The 16680-nt window shown below is 57.1% G+C and carries 12 protein-coding genes and 1 pseudogene; 5 read left to right on the top strand and 8 right to left on the bottom strand.

Translation table 11 applies throughout. The features are described 5' to 3' along the window. Positions 1-302 precede the first annotated feature (302 nt). Positions 303-1232, top strand: coding sequence for a pirin family protein (locus FJ970_RS10670; RefSeq protein ID WP_140758590.1), 930 nt, complete (start codon positions 303-305; stop codon positions 1230-1232). 258 nt (positions 1233-1490) lie between these two features. Beyond that, positions 1491-2255 carry an isochorismatase family protein gene (locus tag FJ970_RS10665; RefSeq protein ID WP_227792088.1) on the top strand — a complete coding sequence of 255 codons (765 nt, stop codon included), beginning with the start codon at positions 1491-1493 and terminating at the stop codon, positions 2253-2255. Positions 2256-2700: 445 nt separating this feature from the next. On the opposite strand, the gene FJ970_RS10660 is transcribed toward FJ970_RS10665, so the two are convergent. After that, positions 2701-2916, bottom strand: coding sequence for a helix-turn-helix transcriptional regulator (locus FJ970_RS10660; RefSeq protein WP_140758558.1), 216 nt, complete (start codon positions 2914-2916; stop codon positions 2701-2703). 125 nt (positions 2917-3041) lie between these two features. Then, entirely contained in the window at positions 3042-6095 is a 3054-nt protein-coding gene (traA, locus tag FJ970_RS10655) for a Ti-type conjugative transfer relaxase TraA (RefSeq protein WP_140758559.1), read from the bottom strand. 172 nt (positions 6096-6267) lie between these two features. On the opposite strand from traA, the gene FJ970_RS10650 reads away from it, so the two are divergent. From FJ970_RS10650 to FJ970_RS10640, 3 genes are all read left to right on the top strand, one after another. Further along, the gene (locus FJ970_RS10650) at positions 6268-6594 is read left to right on the top strand and encodes a conjugal transfer protein TraD (protein WP_140758560.1); all 327 of its coding nucleotides are present in this window, start codon (positions 6268-6270) and stop codon (positions 6592-6594) included. A 1-nt stretch (position 6595) separates the two neighbouring features. Next, positions 6596-6844 (top strand): conjugal transfer protein TraD, encoded by a 249-nt coding sequence (locus FJ970_RS10645; RefSeq protein ID WP_140758561.1) that lies wholly within the window; start codon positions 6596-6598, stop codon positions 6842-6844. 540 nt (positions 6845-7384) lie between these two features. Next, entirely contained in the window at positions 7385-7915 is a 531-nt protein-coding gene (locus tag FJ970_RS10640) for a MucR family transcriptional regulator (protein WP_140758562.1), read from the top strand. A gap of 90 nt (positions 7916-8005) precedes the next feature. On the opposite strand, the pseudogene FJ970_RS10635 reads toward FJ970_RS10640, so the two are convergent. From FJ970_RS10635 to FJ970_RS10610, 6 genes and pseudogenes are all read right to left on the bottom strand, one after another. After that, positions 8006-8303: pseudogene (locus FJ970_RS10635) on the bottom strand (DUF736 domain-containing protein); the annotation flags it as partial. 435 nt (positions 8304-8738) lie between these two features. Continuing rightward, positions 8739-10613: a hypothetical protein gene (locus tag FJ970_RS10630; RefSeq protein WP_140758563.1), complete on the bottom strand. Its 1875-nt coding sequence runs from the start codon at positions 10611-10613 to the stop codon at positions 8739-8741. Between the two features lie 340 nt (positions 10614-10953). Further along, a complete protein-coding gene (locus FJ970_RS10625; protein WP_140758564.1) occupies positions 10954-11535 on the bottom strand; it encodes a T6SS phospholipase effector Tle1-like catalytic domain-containing protein in 582 nt (193 codons plus the stop codon). A gap of 124 nt (positions 11536-11659) precedes the next feature. Next, complete coding sequence (locus tag FJ970_RS10620; protein WP_140758565.1) at positions 11660-13255, bottom strand: hypothetical protein; 1596 nt, start codon at positions 13253-13255, stop codon at positions 11660-11662. A 30-nt stretch (positions 13256-13285) separates the two neighbouring features. Beyond that, the gene (locus FJ970_RS10615) at positions 13286-15259 is read right to left on the bottom strand and encodes a hypothetical protein (RefSeq protein WP_140758566.1); all 1974 of its coding nucleotides are present in this window, start codon (positions 15257-15259) and stop codon (positions 13286-13288) included. A gap of 30 nt (positions 15260-15289) precedes the next feature. Then, positions 15290-16582 carry a hypothetical protein gene (locus FJ970_RS10610; RefSeq protein ID WP_140758567.1) on the bottom strand — a complete coding sequence of 431 codons (1293 nt, stop codon included), beginning with the start codon at positions 16580-16582 and terminating at the stop codon, positions 15290-15292. Positions 16583-16680: the final 98 nt, after the last annotated feature.

Raw genomic sequence — 16680 nt, 5'->3', positions numbered from 1 at the left:
ACGACTGAAATGCTGACAAAGATGCTTCGCTGATTTAAACCCATCGGCCTTGCCGATGGATGGTATCGTAACATACCGGCTTTCCCGGCACGTACGCATGTGGGATTTACGATCCTTAGACGCGATCAAGAAATTCCACCGAACCCGATCCTAACCGATTGGTAGCGCAACACATTCCGCCCCTGAAAGCCACGCAGGATGTGATGACGGGAGCTCAACGTGCTTGTTGAGATGAACTTGCGCTGTTGGAGCGAGACCACTGCGCGACAGCGCCGAATTGAAACTCTGCAATGGAGGCGGCAATGACTGTTACGAGTGCCCTGCCAGACTTGGCGGTGGAAGATTTGATCGTTCCGCCTGTTCGCGATCTGGGTGATGGGTTCAAGGTTCGCCGTGCGCTCCCATCGGCACAGCGCCGCACGGTTGGTCCCTTCATTTTCCTCGATCATTTCGGACCAGTGGTGTTTCGAGAAGGGGCTGGCCTGAATGTCCGCCCCCATCCCCATATCGGCCTGTCGACCCTCACCTACCTGCTCGAAGGCGAAATGGTTCATCGAGACAGCATCGGGAGCGTTGAGACGGTCCGTCCCGGTGACGTGAACTGGATGACAGCGGGCAGCGGCATCGTCCATTCGGAGCGCTCACCCGCGAAGTTGCAGGCTCAAGGTGGAACGATGTTCGGCCAGCAAATCTGGGTCGCCTTGCCCAAGGCGCTCGAAGAAATGCAGCCGGGTTTCTCCAATCACGCCAGCGGCGCTCTGCCTAGGCTCCAGGCCGAGGGAGCCTCGCTCACCGTCGTTGCGGGCAGCGCGTTCGGAGAACGCTCGCCGGTGCCGGTCTATTCGGACCTGATGTATGTCGACGCCGTGCTTAAGCCTGGTGCGCGGTTGCAAGTGCCCACGGAGCATATTGAGCGGGCCGTGTTTGTCGTCTCTGGCGAGATTGAAGTCGCCGGCCAGACAGGAACATTCGGCGAAGCGCAGTTTGTCGTCTTCAAGCCTGGCGCGGAGATCATCGTGAGCACACGCGGCGGAGCGCATCTGATGCTGGTCGGCGGCGAACCTTTTCCCGAGCAACGTCACATCTACTGGAACTTCGTTTCGAGCTCCAAGGACCGGATCGAGCAGGCCAAGGACGATTGGCGGCATGGCCGCTTCCCCGAAGTCGCTGGCGAAACCGAGTTCATTCCGTTGCCGCCAGAGCCGCCGCGGGTCGAGTCTGCCGGCTCATGACCTCGCAAGGTGGCACTATGGAAATCGGCATCGACAAGTTTCGCCGCAATTTTCTCTGGCATGCCTTGGGTAGAGCGCCGCAGCGCGGTGGACATCCAGGATGCGTTCTGGGCGGCCAAGGTGGTCATGGCGGTGTCTGATACTGGATCAGTCCACAGTCATTGGCGAGAAACGGCTTGAGTTGGCAGTCGTGGTCGAGCGCCCGCCTCTTCAGCTTGATGGGACACATTTAACAATATCAATCGATCGGAGAAGTAAATGAAGCGCAGAGAGATACTTATTGCCGGCGCTGCAGCCGGCGCAGCGACATTGCTGACGACGCCGACGACAGCGGTGGCCGCCGCCGCCGCAGGCAGCACATCCAGTTCCAAAACCAAAGGAAATGACATGACATCAAACAAGTGGATGATTGACCCGAACGATGCTGTCTTGCTGCTGATAGATCATCAGAGCGGCTTGTTCCAATTGGTCCGTGATATGGAGTATCGGGAACTCCGTAACAACGTAATTGCTCTTGCGAAGGTAGCGAAAATCGCGAAGATCCCGACCGTTGTAACGGCATCCGTTCCCGAAGGTGCTAATGGTCCGACCATTCCCGATATCCTTCAGAGCAACCCCGATGCGGTGTACGTTCCGCGCAGCGGCCCGATCAACGCGTGGGATCACCGTCCCTTTGTCGAAGCCATCGAGAAGACCAAGCGGAAGACACTGCTGATCGCAGGCACACTCACCAGCATTTGCATGGTGTTTCCTGCACTGAAAGCCCTCGAGGCTGGATACAAAGTGTTCTGCATCGTAGATGCATCGGGCAATTGGTCGAAGATGGCGACCGACATATCCATTGCCCGGGTCACGCAGGCAGGCGCAATGCCGATTGACACATTCGCGGCGATTACGGAGGTGATGCACACTTGGGATCGCCCAGACGCGATGGAATTCGCCAAGGTCTTTGTCGACAACGTCGAACCCGCATATGGGGCGTTGTTTGAAAGCTATTACGCGGCACAGAAGGCCGCGAAATAAGTCCAGGCAAAAACATGGACTTGGGCCACCTGGCGACAGGTGGCCCCTCACTATTCACCTTAGAATTACCAAAAACTGGACACCTCATCAATTCGACTTCATAAATTCCGGTTTCATCCATTTTTGCATTTGAATATAGAAACCATTTTTGAGACGAATGCCTCCTTTCGCTAGCGAAAACATGGGCGAAAAGGCGAAATTTACCAGCACCGACGACACTCCGGGACGGTCGCCATCACTCATCGGGTGCGTGATAGCAGGCAGGGTTACTAACGAAAAATGGATAAACGAAATCGGGTTGCGGGCAGCAATAGGGCATCGGATGGCTGCTATTCGGTACCTCGTTACCGAAAGCTCACGGTCGCCTAACGGCCCCTTCCCAGTCGTTGAACTTACATCAGAGGGGACAGTTCAACGGTGGCAGCAACGTGCCACTCGACCGCTACTAGTCGCTGTTTTTTCGTGATGCATTGGTGTCCCAGGAGATAGGGTCAGCGACCCAGAGACTGACATCAGATTCTCTCCAACCCGCCCCGTTTATGCTTATCTTGATCTGAGCCGGGAACGTGCCTTCGGCTATCTTACGATAGATGGTCGAGCGGGACAGGCCGGTTCGGTCAAGAACGGTTCTGAGGCGTATGATGCGATCCGGCTCGGACATGGCTCGCCTGCTTCTCATTGGTTGTTGCCGGTATCTGCTGGGACTACAGGGCGAACCAATGCTGAACGCAATCTGACTTTTCGCCTGACCCGGCTGTGGCGCGGAGACGGCGGCAGATCGGAGGGCTACAGTCCGATGCCGCGACCTCGACCGAGGTCGATGCCGTGGTTGAACGCGAGTTCTACACCCAGACGCCGGCCGGATTCGACTTCGATGCCAAGCGCCTTCTTATGATTGGCAAGAAGGGACTCAAGCTGCGGATCGCGTTCGAGGCTTTTGGCCATGTCGGACATTGCCGTGCGCGTTGATTTGTAGCCCGAGATGTCGCCGGCCTGGTACTGGCCCTGGCTCGTGCGATCGAGCTTTTGCCAACGCTCCACGAAACGATCTACGCGGCGGCTTGGATCGTTGTCCAGTCCGGTGCGGATTTCCGTTTCGAGCTGGAGAGCAAGCACTATGCGATTGACACGGCCGGCCCCCGCTTCACGAACCAACTCGGGACTCTTGACGTAGGCCGCCTCGGCATCGCGCCAGCCATGCGGCCGAACCTTCTCAAACGCACTGCGGGCATCCGTCAATTCGCGCATCTGCTCGGGGCTGCCCAGGCCATCCGCGTTTCCAGTGCTGAGGATCACGTCGAGTGCGCGCGCGTGGCGCACCAGCGCCTTCGTGCGAGCGCCGCGCAGCGCCGCTTCCGGGTCCGCCCGCGCATCCGCCTCGCGCTGCGCTCCCTTGGCGGAAGCTTCTCTTCCGGACGTAGGGCCGGCATCGCCGTGCCGCGTTCCACCGCCTCCCCTTTCCGGCCCTTGCCCACGCTCTTGTCCTGGCTCGGCGAATGCGGGCGAGCGCAATCCGTCGAGCAGCCCGCCGATCCTGTCGCGCAGCTTCTCCGGAACGATTTGGCGCACGATCTCGACCACACGCTGTCGGAAGGTGATTCCGCGCCGTTCGGCATAGGTCTGCGCCGGGTCGATCTGCTTGTAATCCGACGCCATGTCCTTGGTGCGGTCGCGTGACAGTGTCCGCACGAGCTTTTCCCGCGTAGCAAAATCGTCGCTGCCATAATGCAGGTCCATCCCGTCGCGATGTCGCGACAGGGCAACGTAGCTGCCGTGCGCATCCATTCCCGGAGTCGCCAGCACATGCGTGCGATCGACGGTCATGCCCTGCGCCTTGTGGATGGTCGCGGCATAGCCGTGGTCGATGTGTGCGTAGTCTTTCAGGTCGAAGCGCACCGACCTGTGGTCCTCAGTACGCACAGTCATGCCCTGCGTGCTGACCTCTTCGATCACACCGAGCGTGCCGTTCTTGACGCCGAGCCCGCGCTCGTTACGCAGGAACATCACCCGGTCGCCACTGGCGAAGGCCCTTGCACCGCGTTCCACGTTCACCTGAACATCATCTCCGAGATCGCCGGCAGCGCGCATGCGTTCGCGCGCTGCCTGGTTGAGCGCGCGCACCTCGTCGTTTGTGTGGGTGAGGATGATCCGGCTTGCCTCTGGACGCGCGTGCCTGTCGCGATCCCAGCGCTCGACGAGTTCACCTCGCGCCTCATTGCGCGTTACAGCCTGATGCACCATGCCTTGCCCGTCGTAGGCGCTGATCGCAGCGCCGATCCTGCCGGTTGCCAGCTCGCGCGTGGCGTCACGCTGCCAGTCCTCGCGCTGGCGGCGCACTTGGCCGATCTCGATGCCGCCATGACGCTCGTGGATCGAGCGGAAGGCGGCGCCGGCCTCGATCGCCTGCAGCTGCTGCGGATCTCCGACCAGCACAACCTTTGCGCCAACCTCGGCCGCATGGGAAAGCACGCGCTCCAACTGGCGCGTGCCGACCATGCCGGCCTCGTCGATCACCAGGACATCGCGCGTGGTGAGCAGATCCCTGCCCTGTCCCCAGCTTTGCTCCATACTGGCAATGGTGCGTGACGGGATGCCTGATCCGCCTTCCAGGTTCTCGGCCGCGATACCGGAGAGTGCCGCGCCTCGAACCTCGTAGCCCGCCGCTGCCCATGCCTGGCGCGCAACACCCAGCATGGCGCTCTTGCCCGTTCCGGCAACGCCGACGACGACACCAAGACCGCGGCCGTCGGTGATGTGCGCCAGCGCATCGGTCTGCTCGCCTGACAGAACAAGCCCGCGTTGCGCAGCCCGCGCCAAAGCGGCCTCGCGATGCGCGTTACTCACCGCGTGTCGCTCGTCCAAATCGATACGCTCCGCCGCGCGGTGAAGGCGCTGTTCGGTCTCGATCATCTGCCGGGTGGTGAAGCGATCTTCTCCGCGTCCGTCCTTGCCCAGTTCGACCAGATCGGGTGCATTGCCGATGGCTGCCACGACCGCGTTGAACTGCTCCATTCCGTCGCTGTGCCGATGCGCGAACTTCGCAATGTCCTTTCGGGTGAAAGTCGATTGCTGATGCGTGATGGCATCCAGCGCCACGGATGGATCGGCAATGATGCGTGCCCCGTTGTTGCGCGCGATCTCGCGATGCAGTTCGGCGCGATCTGCTTCAATGTCGCCAGCATCAAGGCCACTGCCCTCGATGCGTTGCGCCGGTGCACCAATCTGGGTTTGCGGCTCCAACGCTATGCCCTGCGCTTCCAGGCTGCGATGATCGATGCGGGCGTCGATGTCGAGTTCGGCCAGGCGCTCATTGGCAAGCTCCGCCCACCGCTCGCGCCAGCGCTCGACCATCTGGGTAGCATTCCAGTCTCGAACCTTGGCGCCAAAGCCGTTCTCGTCCACGGACCGCATGGTGAGCATGACATGAGCGTGCGGCTTGGGGCTTCCATCCTCTGCCCGGTCCCAGTGCACATTGAGGTCCGCGACCATGCCCTTGCTGACAAACTCGACTTGTACAAAGTCGCGCGCCAGTTCGATGCCTTGCGCCTGGCTGAGTTCGCGCGGGAGGGCAAACTCCACCTCGCGGGCAAGCTGCGCATCCTTGCGTACCTCGAAGGCCTCGACGTCATTCCACAGCCGTTCGCGCTCGCGCCAGACCTCCGGTGCATTCGCAGGCAGCATCACCTCGGAATGAACGACACCGCGTTTAGCCGAGAAGTCGTGAGTGCGTTCAATGCGCTCGTCGCGCAACCGCGAGGCCGAGCGGTACGCGGCCGACGCCACAACGCTTGAGCCTGCCTTGCGGCCAATGACCTTGACGTGAAGATGATAGATTGCCATCGCGACAGGATCATTTGCACGGCAAAGCGCACGTCGGCACGACGTATAAGCGCGCCCTCCCTCGAAAAATTCTCGGGATGGACCAGCCCGTCCCGGGCTGTCTCGGCAACCCTGAAGCGTTCTGGCAGGCGCTCCCCTATCATCGCTGCATCGACAATGGACGGAGACAGCCATGCGCAAACCACGCGACTTCGACGCGGAACTGAAAGCGCTGGAAGACAAGGCGCGAGAGCTCAGAACGCGAAAGGTGCAGCAGCTTGGCGAACTGGTGATTGCCACCGGCGCCGATCAACTCAGCACCGATGAACTGGCGGGCGCGCTGGTCGCAATCGCTGAGACAAAAGACGCCGCAAAGCGTGAGGCATGGGCCAAGCGTGGAGTGATGTTTTTCGAGAGCGGCTTCCGGCGAACTGCTTCGGCAGCTCAGCGCAACCCTCGCAGCGATCCAGCGCAACCAGGCAGCACACAATCGCCGGCAGGCGGCACGAGCTCGCAATGAGATGAGGACGTGGCAGGTCGAGAGACGCAAACGCACTCGACATCTGATCGAACTCGGCGGGCTCGTTGTCAAGGCAGGCATCGTTGAGCTCACCAACGACGATCGCACCATCATCTACGGCGCGATGCTTTGGATCGCCGCCAAGCTGCAAAGCCATGGAGGCGCGCATGCGCGGGACCTATGGGTCGCGAAGGGTAGGCAGGCGTTCGATGGTGAGCGACGAGAAGAGCAGATGGGCCGGCGAACGTAGCCACAGTTGGCGCGGGCAGCGGCCGGCACGAAGCCCCGAACAGCAGATCTCCGCCGATGCGTCAGCGCCGACGCTGCAGTCATGCGCCTGCGCAGGAAGCTTTCGCGATCTTCGTCGCTACCGGCGGCAATCTTCTCTTGCGAGCCTTGATCCAGATGATGAAGAGCGCAAGGGCGAAGCTCGTCAAAGCAGGCGCTGTCCTATGATCAAAACTTCAAACGCCAGATCGTGTTCCCTCGAAACCTCCCACGTCCCACTGATGCGATCATGCACACTGCGCGTTGATACCAACTCTATAGCCAGGGTGCGAGCCAGCGGCATCGCACTGCACAGCTGGAACCGCGAAAAAGCGAGGGAAGCTCCTCGCTTTAGATGAGATCGGCAAAGGCATCCCGGCCGAAGGGACGAAGGAAACGAAACGTACTCTTGTCATGTTGCGCAAGAGAGGTGGATTTTACGAAGAAGCGTACTATTTTGTCGTGGGCAGGGCAAAAACATCAAACATCGCTCAATTCATCCGGTACAAAAGAAGGAAATTATATGACCACTGCTCTCGAACAAGACAACGCACTGGACACCGTGTCGATCACGGCTGACATTGTCGCCGCCTATGTATCGAACAATCCGGTGCCGGTTGGCGAGTTGCCGAAGCTGATCGGCGATATTCATGCCGCTCTGGACGGCATTGGCGCGCCAGCGGTAGAACCTGTGGTCAAGCAGGAGCCGGCAGTATCGATCAAGAGGTCGGTGACGCCCGACTTCATCATCTGTCTGGAAGATGGAAAGAAATTCAAATCGCTCAAACGGCATCTTCAGCACTTTGACCTGACCCCTGACCAATATCGTCAGAAGTGGAACCTGCCAGCGGACTATCCGATGGTGGCGCCGAACTATGCGGCCACGCGCTCGGCCCTGGCGAAATCAATTGGACTCGGGCGCAAGGCGCCAGCGCCCACATCTGCCGCGGCAGAAAAACGGAAACCGGTCGTGCGTGCGGCGGCAGCGAGAACAACTGCGGCTGCAATCAAGTCGCCGGTGAACAAGGCGCGCAAGGCGCGGGCCAAAGCGTAACCTGCTGCATCTGACAGAAGCCTAGGCTGCGCCTGACCTGAACATGGCGAAGCCCCGCCTTGCGGCGGGGCTTCGTGCTTTGTCGGAGCACTCTGCGGCGCGGCGTGACCAGATGAGCGAGAAGTCGCCCTCGGTGTCGGTCTCGACTAGGCTCGCATAGATCGGAGCGGGGAAGCTGGGATCATCGAGCTTTACAGAATGGTAGCCGCGGCCCTCGCGCGAGGTCTTCTTCCATGCCGCCCCGAACTCTGTTGCGAAGATGCGGAAGTCGAGATTCTTTCCATTGTCGCCGTCCGCCGGAGATAACGTTACCGTCTTGACGTTGAGGTTCAGAGTCTTGACCGAGCCGGAGAAGCCGTTCGCGGTGGAAAGTGCCGATCGTAGCCATTGTGGTGGTCTCTCTGTGTCTTCTCGGGCCGCGCCCATCACGGCCTCGATGGTGGTCGTGAGACGATCGATCTGCATCCCGAAGGGGCTGAAACGAAGTGAAAGACGGCGGCGCGAGGCCTTCTTAGGCCGCGAGGAATGGACGCGCAGCGACCAGGGGAAGAAAACGCAGCGACGTCGTTGCGGGAAGACGATCGAATCGAAATGCCATTCAGCGGTCTCCGGACACAAACTTAAGTGCCTTCGACTCCATTCGGTAGAGTATTCTTCTTCCGATGCTGCGCTTCGCTTTCGGATCTCGCAATCGCAGGTTCGCGACGTATCTGACCCGACGGCAGCTTTGAGCTTCATGTCAGCCATGGAATCGCGCAATACCAGCAATATCTAGACGATACGAAGGCCTTTGAACCTCCGTGCGGCCTCGCGGCCCCGCATGCTATCGGCCGTCCTGGGCTCTCAAATATGTGACCTGATGCAGAAGTGTCGAGACAAAAACCAACAGAAAGACACCAATCGCAGTACAATCACCGGTAATGTTATCATACCATTTCACAACTATGCCGCTTTCATCAACCCGATCAGCGAAATAGTACGGGGGAAATAACTTGACCTGCACCGCCACAAACATCAACAATAAAACGACGACTAACGAAACCGTGAAAATTGATGCGCCGATCCGACCACCACCGCCAACTCCGTCGTTACCGGTACCGAACAGGCCAATATCAAAAATATAGCAGACGGCCATCGCCAGAAAACACCCAACAAGGGATAGCGCAATCTGTTGAAGCAGTATCACAAAGAAAAAAGTATAGAATATCTCCGACATCTGCGATTTTACGTTAGGAGTAGGACCAACATAAATCAGCTGTGACCCGAGATAATAAACGACCTGAAATAAGGCGGCGACAATAAATACAGCTACCAACAAGTAAAAAACCCGCGATACAGGAAACGGCTCATTCTTTCGGAATAGCGGCCTATATCCGCGCCCCCAATAGCGAATTGTGACTGCAGCCAGAACCGGAATAGTAAAAAGAAATAGCAGCGCGATAGAATTGTTTAGGCCTAGGTTCAATGTCGCAGAAATAAACTTGGATGAATCGACCGTGTCGTGCCGAGCAATTGACTTCACAGTTCTCAGTCCAATCGCAACAACCAAACAAGATAATGAACCAATTAGGGATGAAAAAATGATCGGGTCGAGAATATGCCCAAGAGATGCACGCTTTAGTTGCGATATCGCAGTCTTTACAAATATCGAACCAACGTCGTCGCGCCTCTTTTCGTCGCCTGTTGCAAGTATCGCGAAAAGACAGTCACAATGGTCTGAAACGATCTGCACATCGTCCTGAACTTTCAGCATTCGGATCTTTACGTCATCCAACGCCTCGTCGTTATCTCTAATGAATACATCAACTGCCTCGCGCAGCAGTGGGGTTATGGACATCGAGCTATCGTTGACAATTTCAAGAAACGACGATTTCTTATCAGCCAGAACCACGTCGAGAGCGGGCTGGAGATGCCTGTCCCAGTCACGTATCAGGACCTCAAGGTCCGCTATATATTGGTTTGCCTCAACCGAGACGAGGGACCGCGGGACGGTTAACCTGCTGAGAATTCGACCTGACCAAATCACAGGCGCACCGGGCCCGTAAATCCATGGACCTAAGAGATTGGCGTGCAGTATCGCGGTCATAAGAGATTTTCGATCTACTTCGGAGTACCGTAGAACCGCAACGATCATATTGAGGCTCGATAATAACTGCCTCGTCTCCGACGAAATGTCGCGTGATGCCTCTGCGTCGATTGGCAGACTCCTAATCGTATCCATAACGTCAAGTATATCATCAGGTATTCCTGCGATCCTTTGCGAAATCCGTCTTAAAGCCTTTTCGAACTCGTCAACTACTTTCAAATTTGGCACAACGCCCACAAGAAGCGAGAGGACTACTAATGGGCCCGCAGGGCTCGCCCAAGCGTCGGCAAGCTTTTGACCCGTCGAAACTTGGAAGCTCCACGCAGCAAGCGGTTGGCAAATGCACAAGCCGGTGTAGGCAAGGCCAAATCCAAAGAAATATCCCGCGAACCCCCGCAGAGACTGACCGCGAGTAGAAATTGACGAAACCGTGAGACCAGACAGAAGCACCGTGAGATTTTTGTCCGGGGGGAGAATTATTTCATTAAATTTCCGCCAGGAAAACAATAACAATATCAACAATCCGAACGAAAAAGTTCCCCAATACCATAGATAGGCTCGAAGAGCATCTCCCTCAGCGGAGGCGGCAACAATCGGCGTGGTCGGCAACACGAGAATTCCCCATCAGCTGCAAACTTGAGAAGCAGGGTTACACGAGCCAAGCGCATTGCCTGAGGTCGGCCCAAGAACAACTAAGGCCAAGGTTGCAACTCCAATTATTACAACTAGTAGCTTTTTCATGCTCATAACTCCATAAGAGAGTTTAACATGCGTTCATCGATAGCGGCATTTTGTCATTTTGTCTGCCGCTTTACAAGCATTATTTCACATTGTGACAAGCCTAGTTATATCTTTTGGGAGACGACGGAATGGATGCTGGTGGATGCATATTTTCTCGTAAAGTCTGGCATTGAGTAGAAGCCAGAGGATAGTCGGATGAATTCGAATTTGTTCAGGAGTCCGCCAAATTATCGACAGGTGCAGCCAGCGCATCACGCTGATCGAGGAGCTCTAACTGTCGGGACGTTGCCGTCGATCGATTCCAAGAGCTCGTATGCTGATAAACACGCAATACTGCTTCCCGCGCGATGGCTTTGAAAGTGGGTTCGTCATACCGAAGCGGCGAGCCATCTTTCATCCTTGTGGGAATTCCACATTTACAGATGGTTGCCGCCAGGCACCTGATCGTGTAGGCGCCGCGGCTGAATCCGAAAAGGAAAATTCGGTCACCGGGCCGCCAAAGACGAATGGTAGCGGCATAGCAGTCTATGATATTCCCGGTTAGCCCTAATCCTAGCGCTTGGCTGACCAGGTTATAAACTCGCCTGCTGATAGAACCGATAAGGCCGGCCTTGGGCGCGAGCGTCCCAATTCCCGGATTATAGAAAGCTACTTGTTCCGCAGGATTTACCAAGGATTCAGGGCCGCAGCGGGTGGCACGGTAGAGCTTGTAGATGTTACTTCGGTTCTCATCGACGAAGATCCCGCCACGTTGGCCGGTGCCGTCTGAGAAAACGACAATATTCTTTACCATCTGCCCTCACATTAACGGCACAAATTCACCAGCGGTCCAGTTGCATTGCAATAGCGCAATAGCATTCCAGATATCAAAAGAGGATGCGACTTTAACAGCAGCCAACGGCTGTTGAGCTATAATCCTACTTGGCCGGTGCCTCCTTCCATTTGAAGCCCAGGTACATGCCTTGCGCCACGCCAATCAGCAGAAGCAGGTTGGTATCGAAATTGATGAAAGCGAAATTCCAGAAGACGTTCCATATGAAAATAATGCCTAGAATCGCGGTCCAGGCCACCGCTTGGATGCGATGCAGCGCCGGCCCGTCACCATCGTTCAGGATGTCTTGACAGAACGATTTTGACACGCTGGTTTTGTCGCTTTCGTCGTTAAGACTGATTGCAGCCAGCCCAGACGTGGCGTTAATCCCTAGCAGTACAAGAATTCCGCTGGTGATCAATCCAATGTAAATACCCATGCTGAGCCAGATGAAAATGAACCCGGCGATCGTGAGAATCATCCAGAACGCCATTTGCGTCCGAGCAAGGCTGTATGGACCCAGCGGCTGGTCAACATCTCCTGTCTTTGCCGTTGCGAGCGCCGTGGTTTGAGCTGCCGTCAAGGCCGCCGCAGCATCATTCGCTGCAGCAGTTGTGGCTGTGACGGCACCGGCAGCAACCGTCAGCGCGACCGCGGCCTTCGCCGCATTGTCGGTCGCGGCGGTTTTCGTGGCCGCATCTGCGGCGGCGGCAGCAGCCTGGGCGGCGTCGGCGTCGCTCTTGGCTTTCTCGGCGGCAGCGGCTGCAACCTTTGCCTTTGCTGTTGCTTCGCTATCAGCCGCGAGCGCTGCCGCCACAGCATCAGAGGCCAACAGCGACGCTTTGCCGGTTTGGCTGTTGTCGCGTAGCATCGTCGTATGTCGTGCCAAACCGCAGAAACTGATGGCAAAGCAAAGGAATGCAAGGATGCCGGCCCACAGGGTTACCATATCGTAGATCACAACTGTGAGGGCAGTGCGCCCCATCGGTTCGGGCATTGTGGCTGAGCTGCGGGAAAGGCCGACAGAAACGGCCTTTTCGCCGACCTTGGGCTTATCCGCGCCGGCGGAGGTATTGTTTCCGTCTGTTGGCCTGGCGCCCAGGAGATCGCGCCAGAAGCCTGCGCCGCTTTCCTCAGCACTCGGCGGTACCATCAGTGGGATTAGAACAATCTGGCGTGCCCATTTGGCATAGGCTTTGACCGTCAAATTGGGAACGACGTTGCCATTCAGGAAGACCGACAAGGGGACCGGCTGTGGTAGACCAGCCGCGGCGGCAAGCGCCGTTGACAGGGTCGTGTTGGCCTTTTGCAGCTTGTCCCACGCAGCGTCTCTTGAAGACAGAGCCGCAGTCTCATAGCTGGCTTGCGCATCGTCACGCGCCTTTTGCGCTCGGTTGACGTCATCCGCTAGGCCTATGTCGGAAGATTCTGAAACCACGCCGGCGATGGCTAGGCAGATACTGCGGTTTATGGACGTCTTGTGGGGCCAGACGCCCAACACTTGCAGTTTGCCAGCTCTCATCAAAGCCTCACCTTGCGGCGCGACGGCGGGCAAGAGATTGGCCTCGCACTCGGCTTCGGTTGGATCGCTGGTGCCGTGCAGTCTCTGCCATCCGGCAAGTGCGAGGCACACGACCAACAGTCCGACACCAGCTACGGCAAAACATTTGGCCACAAACCGTGACGTCAATCCCTCAAGCATGTGTCGCCCTCCCCCAGGACCCATCGTCTTCTATTTCTGAGCGCTTCTTACCGCTGCCCGGAATTTTTCAACCGTCGTGAGCGCCTTGTTCACCCCGTCGCTCGCGTAGTAGCTTTCGCCCGGCTTCACGTTTCTAAACTGGCCTTTGGTAGCAATCGGCACCGGCATGGAGGCCCACTCCTTGGCCAGATTTAGTGCGAATTGATCTTCCGACATGTTGCCACTGAGGAAGGCGCCGAGGCCTCGTTCCTTCATCAGCGCTATTGCCAACTGGTCCTGGTTGCCTGACGAGAAAGTGTCGGCAGGTCCGATGGCGCCGTGGGTTATCAGGCCCCGCAGGGTGTTCCTGACAATCTGGTACTTGCCGCAGGCGGAAGAGATCTTGTGGCGAGCGACCAGCTGGTCCTGAAAAATCAGGATGTCTCGCAGGGTCATGCCCACCAATGCAGGATTGTTGGTGTTCCCGGAATGGGCAAAATAGGCGTTGTAATTGTCGCCACTCTCGAACTGCCCGATGAAATCGAGCAACGTGCTGAACTGTCCAGCGTCGGCGGCTCCTAGCGCTGCGTCACCGGCATTGTTATCGACAGACTTCTGCGCGCTCTGCCAGCGGATGACGATTATTTTCGAGCGATCAAACTTGGTCAAAGTCACGCGGTCGCTCTGGTTGCCGCCGAGCAATTCGACTTGCGCGTTGTCGGAGCCCAGATAGCGTGAAAAGAAGCCGACATGGCTGGCGCTGGACGAATTCTTGTCCGGCGAAAGCACGACGATCGCACCCCGCGGTGGATTGGGATCACCAAGTTGGATGCTCTCGTTGCCGAAGGATTGCCAACTGCCCGCGCTTAGCGGATTTCCCTTGATCGTCTTGAGAAGAACTGGACTGGCAGTGTTCACGCAAAATCCGGCAAAGGCGCCGCACCATGGTGGTATGGCATCCGCATCGCGCAGGGGCTGGCCAATCGACTGGAAATACCCTCGAATGCGTGTTTGAGCGGTGGGTGTTGTCTCATCGCCCAAAGGTTCCCAAGCCACCCGCTCGTTGTCGGCAATCGCAAACCATGACGCCACACCATCAGCCTTTGGCAGATCCTCCGGAGCCTGCTCTTGGATCAGTGCAAACGCCTTGGCGAAAGCGGCTGCCAACAGGTTCTGGACATTGACGATCGCCCCGTCGACCGTTTCGATGACACCCGAATCCCAATCCTTCAGAACATTGTCCCGTGTCTTGAGATACGCTTGCACATCCGCATCGCTGAACGATTGCTTGAGAACGTCGTCAACCGCGGTCCCGCCCTGGCCGGCAAGTTTCACAGTTCGAAAACTCTTGGCTGTTGGCAAGCCGAACATGTGAACCAGGAGAACATCGATATAGGCCGGAATGTAGGGGCCCGCGACGGTTTGCGTATCCGTCACGCCGGCCGCCGCATCGTTCTGCGTGATTGCGGCTGACATATCGGACATCGCCTTGCGGGCGAGAAATGCCGCCCCGGCAATTTGATCGAGGCCAATATCGCGGCTGGCCGCTGAGTAGTCAGCTGCTATCGGGTCTGCCAGGAATGTAGCCCATTCCGTGGTGGTTAGTTGGAAAGGTCCGGTTCCGTCTCCGGGGGATGTCTTGGGTCCGATGTTGCCAGGTTTGTTCTTCGTCTCGATGAGAGCCCAAGCTATCAGGTAGTCCGCCGCCACGAAGAACGGGCTATTTTTGTCTTGACCGTTGATCCAGAACTCTGCGTCGATACATCCTTTGATAAACGACCAGATGCCGAATTCTAATCGTGGTGGGGCAGCGACCTCAACCAGCCGAACCTGCCCATCGTCGCCGCTTTTGCGGGCCCAGCCGGTGGCGGGTTTGTCCAGCTGGCTATAAATTGTCAGTTGGACCCAATTCCCATTCTCGGCGTTTGCAAAACCAATTTCATCCGGAAGAACCTCATCGCCGTCAGCGGATGCAAGATCAGGGCTGACCTTCAAACGAGTTGGCAGCTTGAACTGGTAGTACATAACCATCTCCCTTGGAGAAAAATTCCCAAGCTAACTGCTGAACCCGCTGAATAAATTGTAAAAATCGGGAGTTATCTGATCGAGAAACATTCCGTCCGGATCGGAAGAGATTTTTGGGCTGACCTTTGGATCAGTTTTGTACTTCACGATATATTTTCTCAAGGCATCGAGCGACGCGTTATCGGGTATCTCCGCGCCATATTTCTTCCTGAGAAATACAGTCAAGGCTTTGTTGAAAGTGCTATCTGTGGAAAGGTGTCTCTCCAGGTAATTCTTTTGCTCAACGCCACAATCCTTGCTGTCACGTAGAACACCCAAGTCGGATGTATCAAGGACCACCTTTATATCTCGCCATTCTTTCAAGTCGTACTTACGTGCGTTTGCGGCTTTGAAGATCTTAAGTGCGGCCTCGGTCTGGGCACCATATTCGCCATTAGCCTGCGGTTTGCCGACCGGCGCTGTGTCAGGAAAGCACAGCGCTTTCTGGATGGCCTTGGCAGTGGGCAGGTCGATCGGAATGCCGCTAGTGTTGACGGACGCCCAAGATTTCACGGGTGGGCGCGGCCGAATGCGACCCTCATTGACCTTGGCGCCGCCACCCAGTGGGGCATTGTTCGAGTCGAATGTGATGTATGACTTGCCAGGTTCATCCGTCCGCTGCGCAGTGGTCAGCACCGCATTGGCTTCCATTTCAATGGCAAACGGCATGCAGACGCGTAGATAGGTGCGTAGAGCGTGCAGCGCCTGCGGCTTGTTCCAGACCGTCGTGCCGTAGATTTCTTGCTTGATGTCGTGCTGACGGCGGAAAACTAGGGACTTGACCGTCGTCGCGTCTAGCGCCTCCAGCAAGGTCTTGTTGGTGTTGCGAAAAGTGTTTTCGGCCAGGCCGAAGGCGGCGGCAACGATCTTTATCGAAGGTACCGACGACGAGGTTGCATCCAGAACCGCAGCAGAAAAACTGCCAGTGTCCGCGACCTGGGCCAGGATCGAGTCGCTGGTCTTAGCTTTGTAGTAGAGCCCATCCAAGAAAGAGTCGCAGCGTTGATCGATATCGTAGAGACCCATATCGACGAAGTTCTTCCAGTCAGTGGTCGTCCTGATGGCGCATTGCCCGCCGGACGCCAGTCCTGCTTGAGTGCAAATGCTCTCGGTGTAAGCGTTGAGCAAGGCAGTGTTGGCCACGGTTTGCTTGGAATAAAGATCAGGGCCAACAGCGCCCGCATAGCGACGGAAGCCGTCTTCAGGCATGCAGCCTACAGCAGCCATGCACAACACGCCGATGCAAAGAAAGCGGTAGAAATAGCCAAATATTGGCAAAGACATTCTCTTTCCTCGCAAGACGAAGTAAGCTTTTGGAAGGAAGGGTCATAAACGCCTCACCAGGTGAGGCAGTTGGTATCTTTCCCTTCCCGGCATCGGGA

Origin of the sequence: Mesorhizobium sp. B2-1-8 (assembly GCF_006442545.2) — a bacterium.
In the GTDB taxonomy this organism is placed as follows: Bacteria; Pseudomonadota; Alphaproteobacteria; order Rhizobiales; family Rhizobiaceae; genus Mesorhizobium.
This window is presented reverse-complemented; position numbering and strand designations above follow the sequence as displayed.

Coding starts and splice junctions, on each gene's coding strand:
- FJ970_RS10620 (WP_140758565.1), bottom strand. CDS start 13,255: ATGCTTGAGGGATTGACGTCACGGTTTGTGGCCAAATGTTTTGCCGTA.
- FJ970_RS10660 (WP_140758558.1), bottom strand. CDS start 2,916: ATGTCCGAGCCGGATCGCATCATACGCCTCAGAACCGTTCTTGACCGA.
- FJ970_RS10645 (WP_140758561.1), top strand. CDS start 6,596: ATGAGGACGTGGCAGGTCGAGAGACGCAAACGCACTCGACATCTGATC.
- FJ970_RS10640 (WP_140758562.1), top strand. CDS start 7,385: ATGACCACTGCTCTCGAACAAGACAACGCACTGGACACCGTGTCGATC.
- FJ970_RS10670 (WP_140758590.1), top strand. CDS start 303: ATGACTGTTACGAGTGCCCTGCCAGACTTGGCGGTGGAAGATTTGATC.
- FJ970_RS10615 (WP_140758566.1), bottom strand. CDS start 15,259: ATGTACTACCAGTTCAAGCTGCCAACTCGTTTGAAGGTCAGCCCTGAT.
- FJ970_RS10610 (WP_140758567.1), bottom strand. CDS start 16,582: ATGTCTTTGCCAATATTTGGCTATTTCTACCGCTTTCTTTGCATCGGC.
- traA (WP_140758559.1), bottom strand. CDS start 6,095: ATGGCAATCTATCATCTTCACGTCAAGGTCATTGGCCGCAAGGCAGGC.
- FJ970_RS10650 (WP_140758560.1), top strand. CDS start 6,268: ATGCGCAAACCACGCGACTTCGACGCGGAACTGAAAGCGCTGGAAGAC.
- FJ970_RS10665 (WP_227792088.1), top strand. CDS start 1,491: ATGAAGCGCAGAGAGATACTTATTGCCGGCGCTGCAGCCGGCGCAGCG.
- FJ970_RS10625 (WP_140758564.1), bottom strand. CDS start 11,535: ATGGTAAAGAATATTGTCGTTTTCTCAGACGGCACCGGCCAACGTGGC.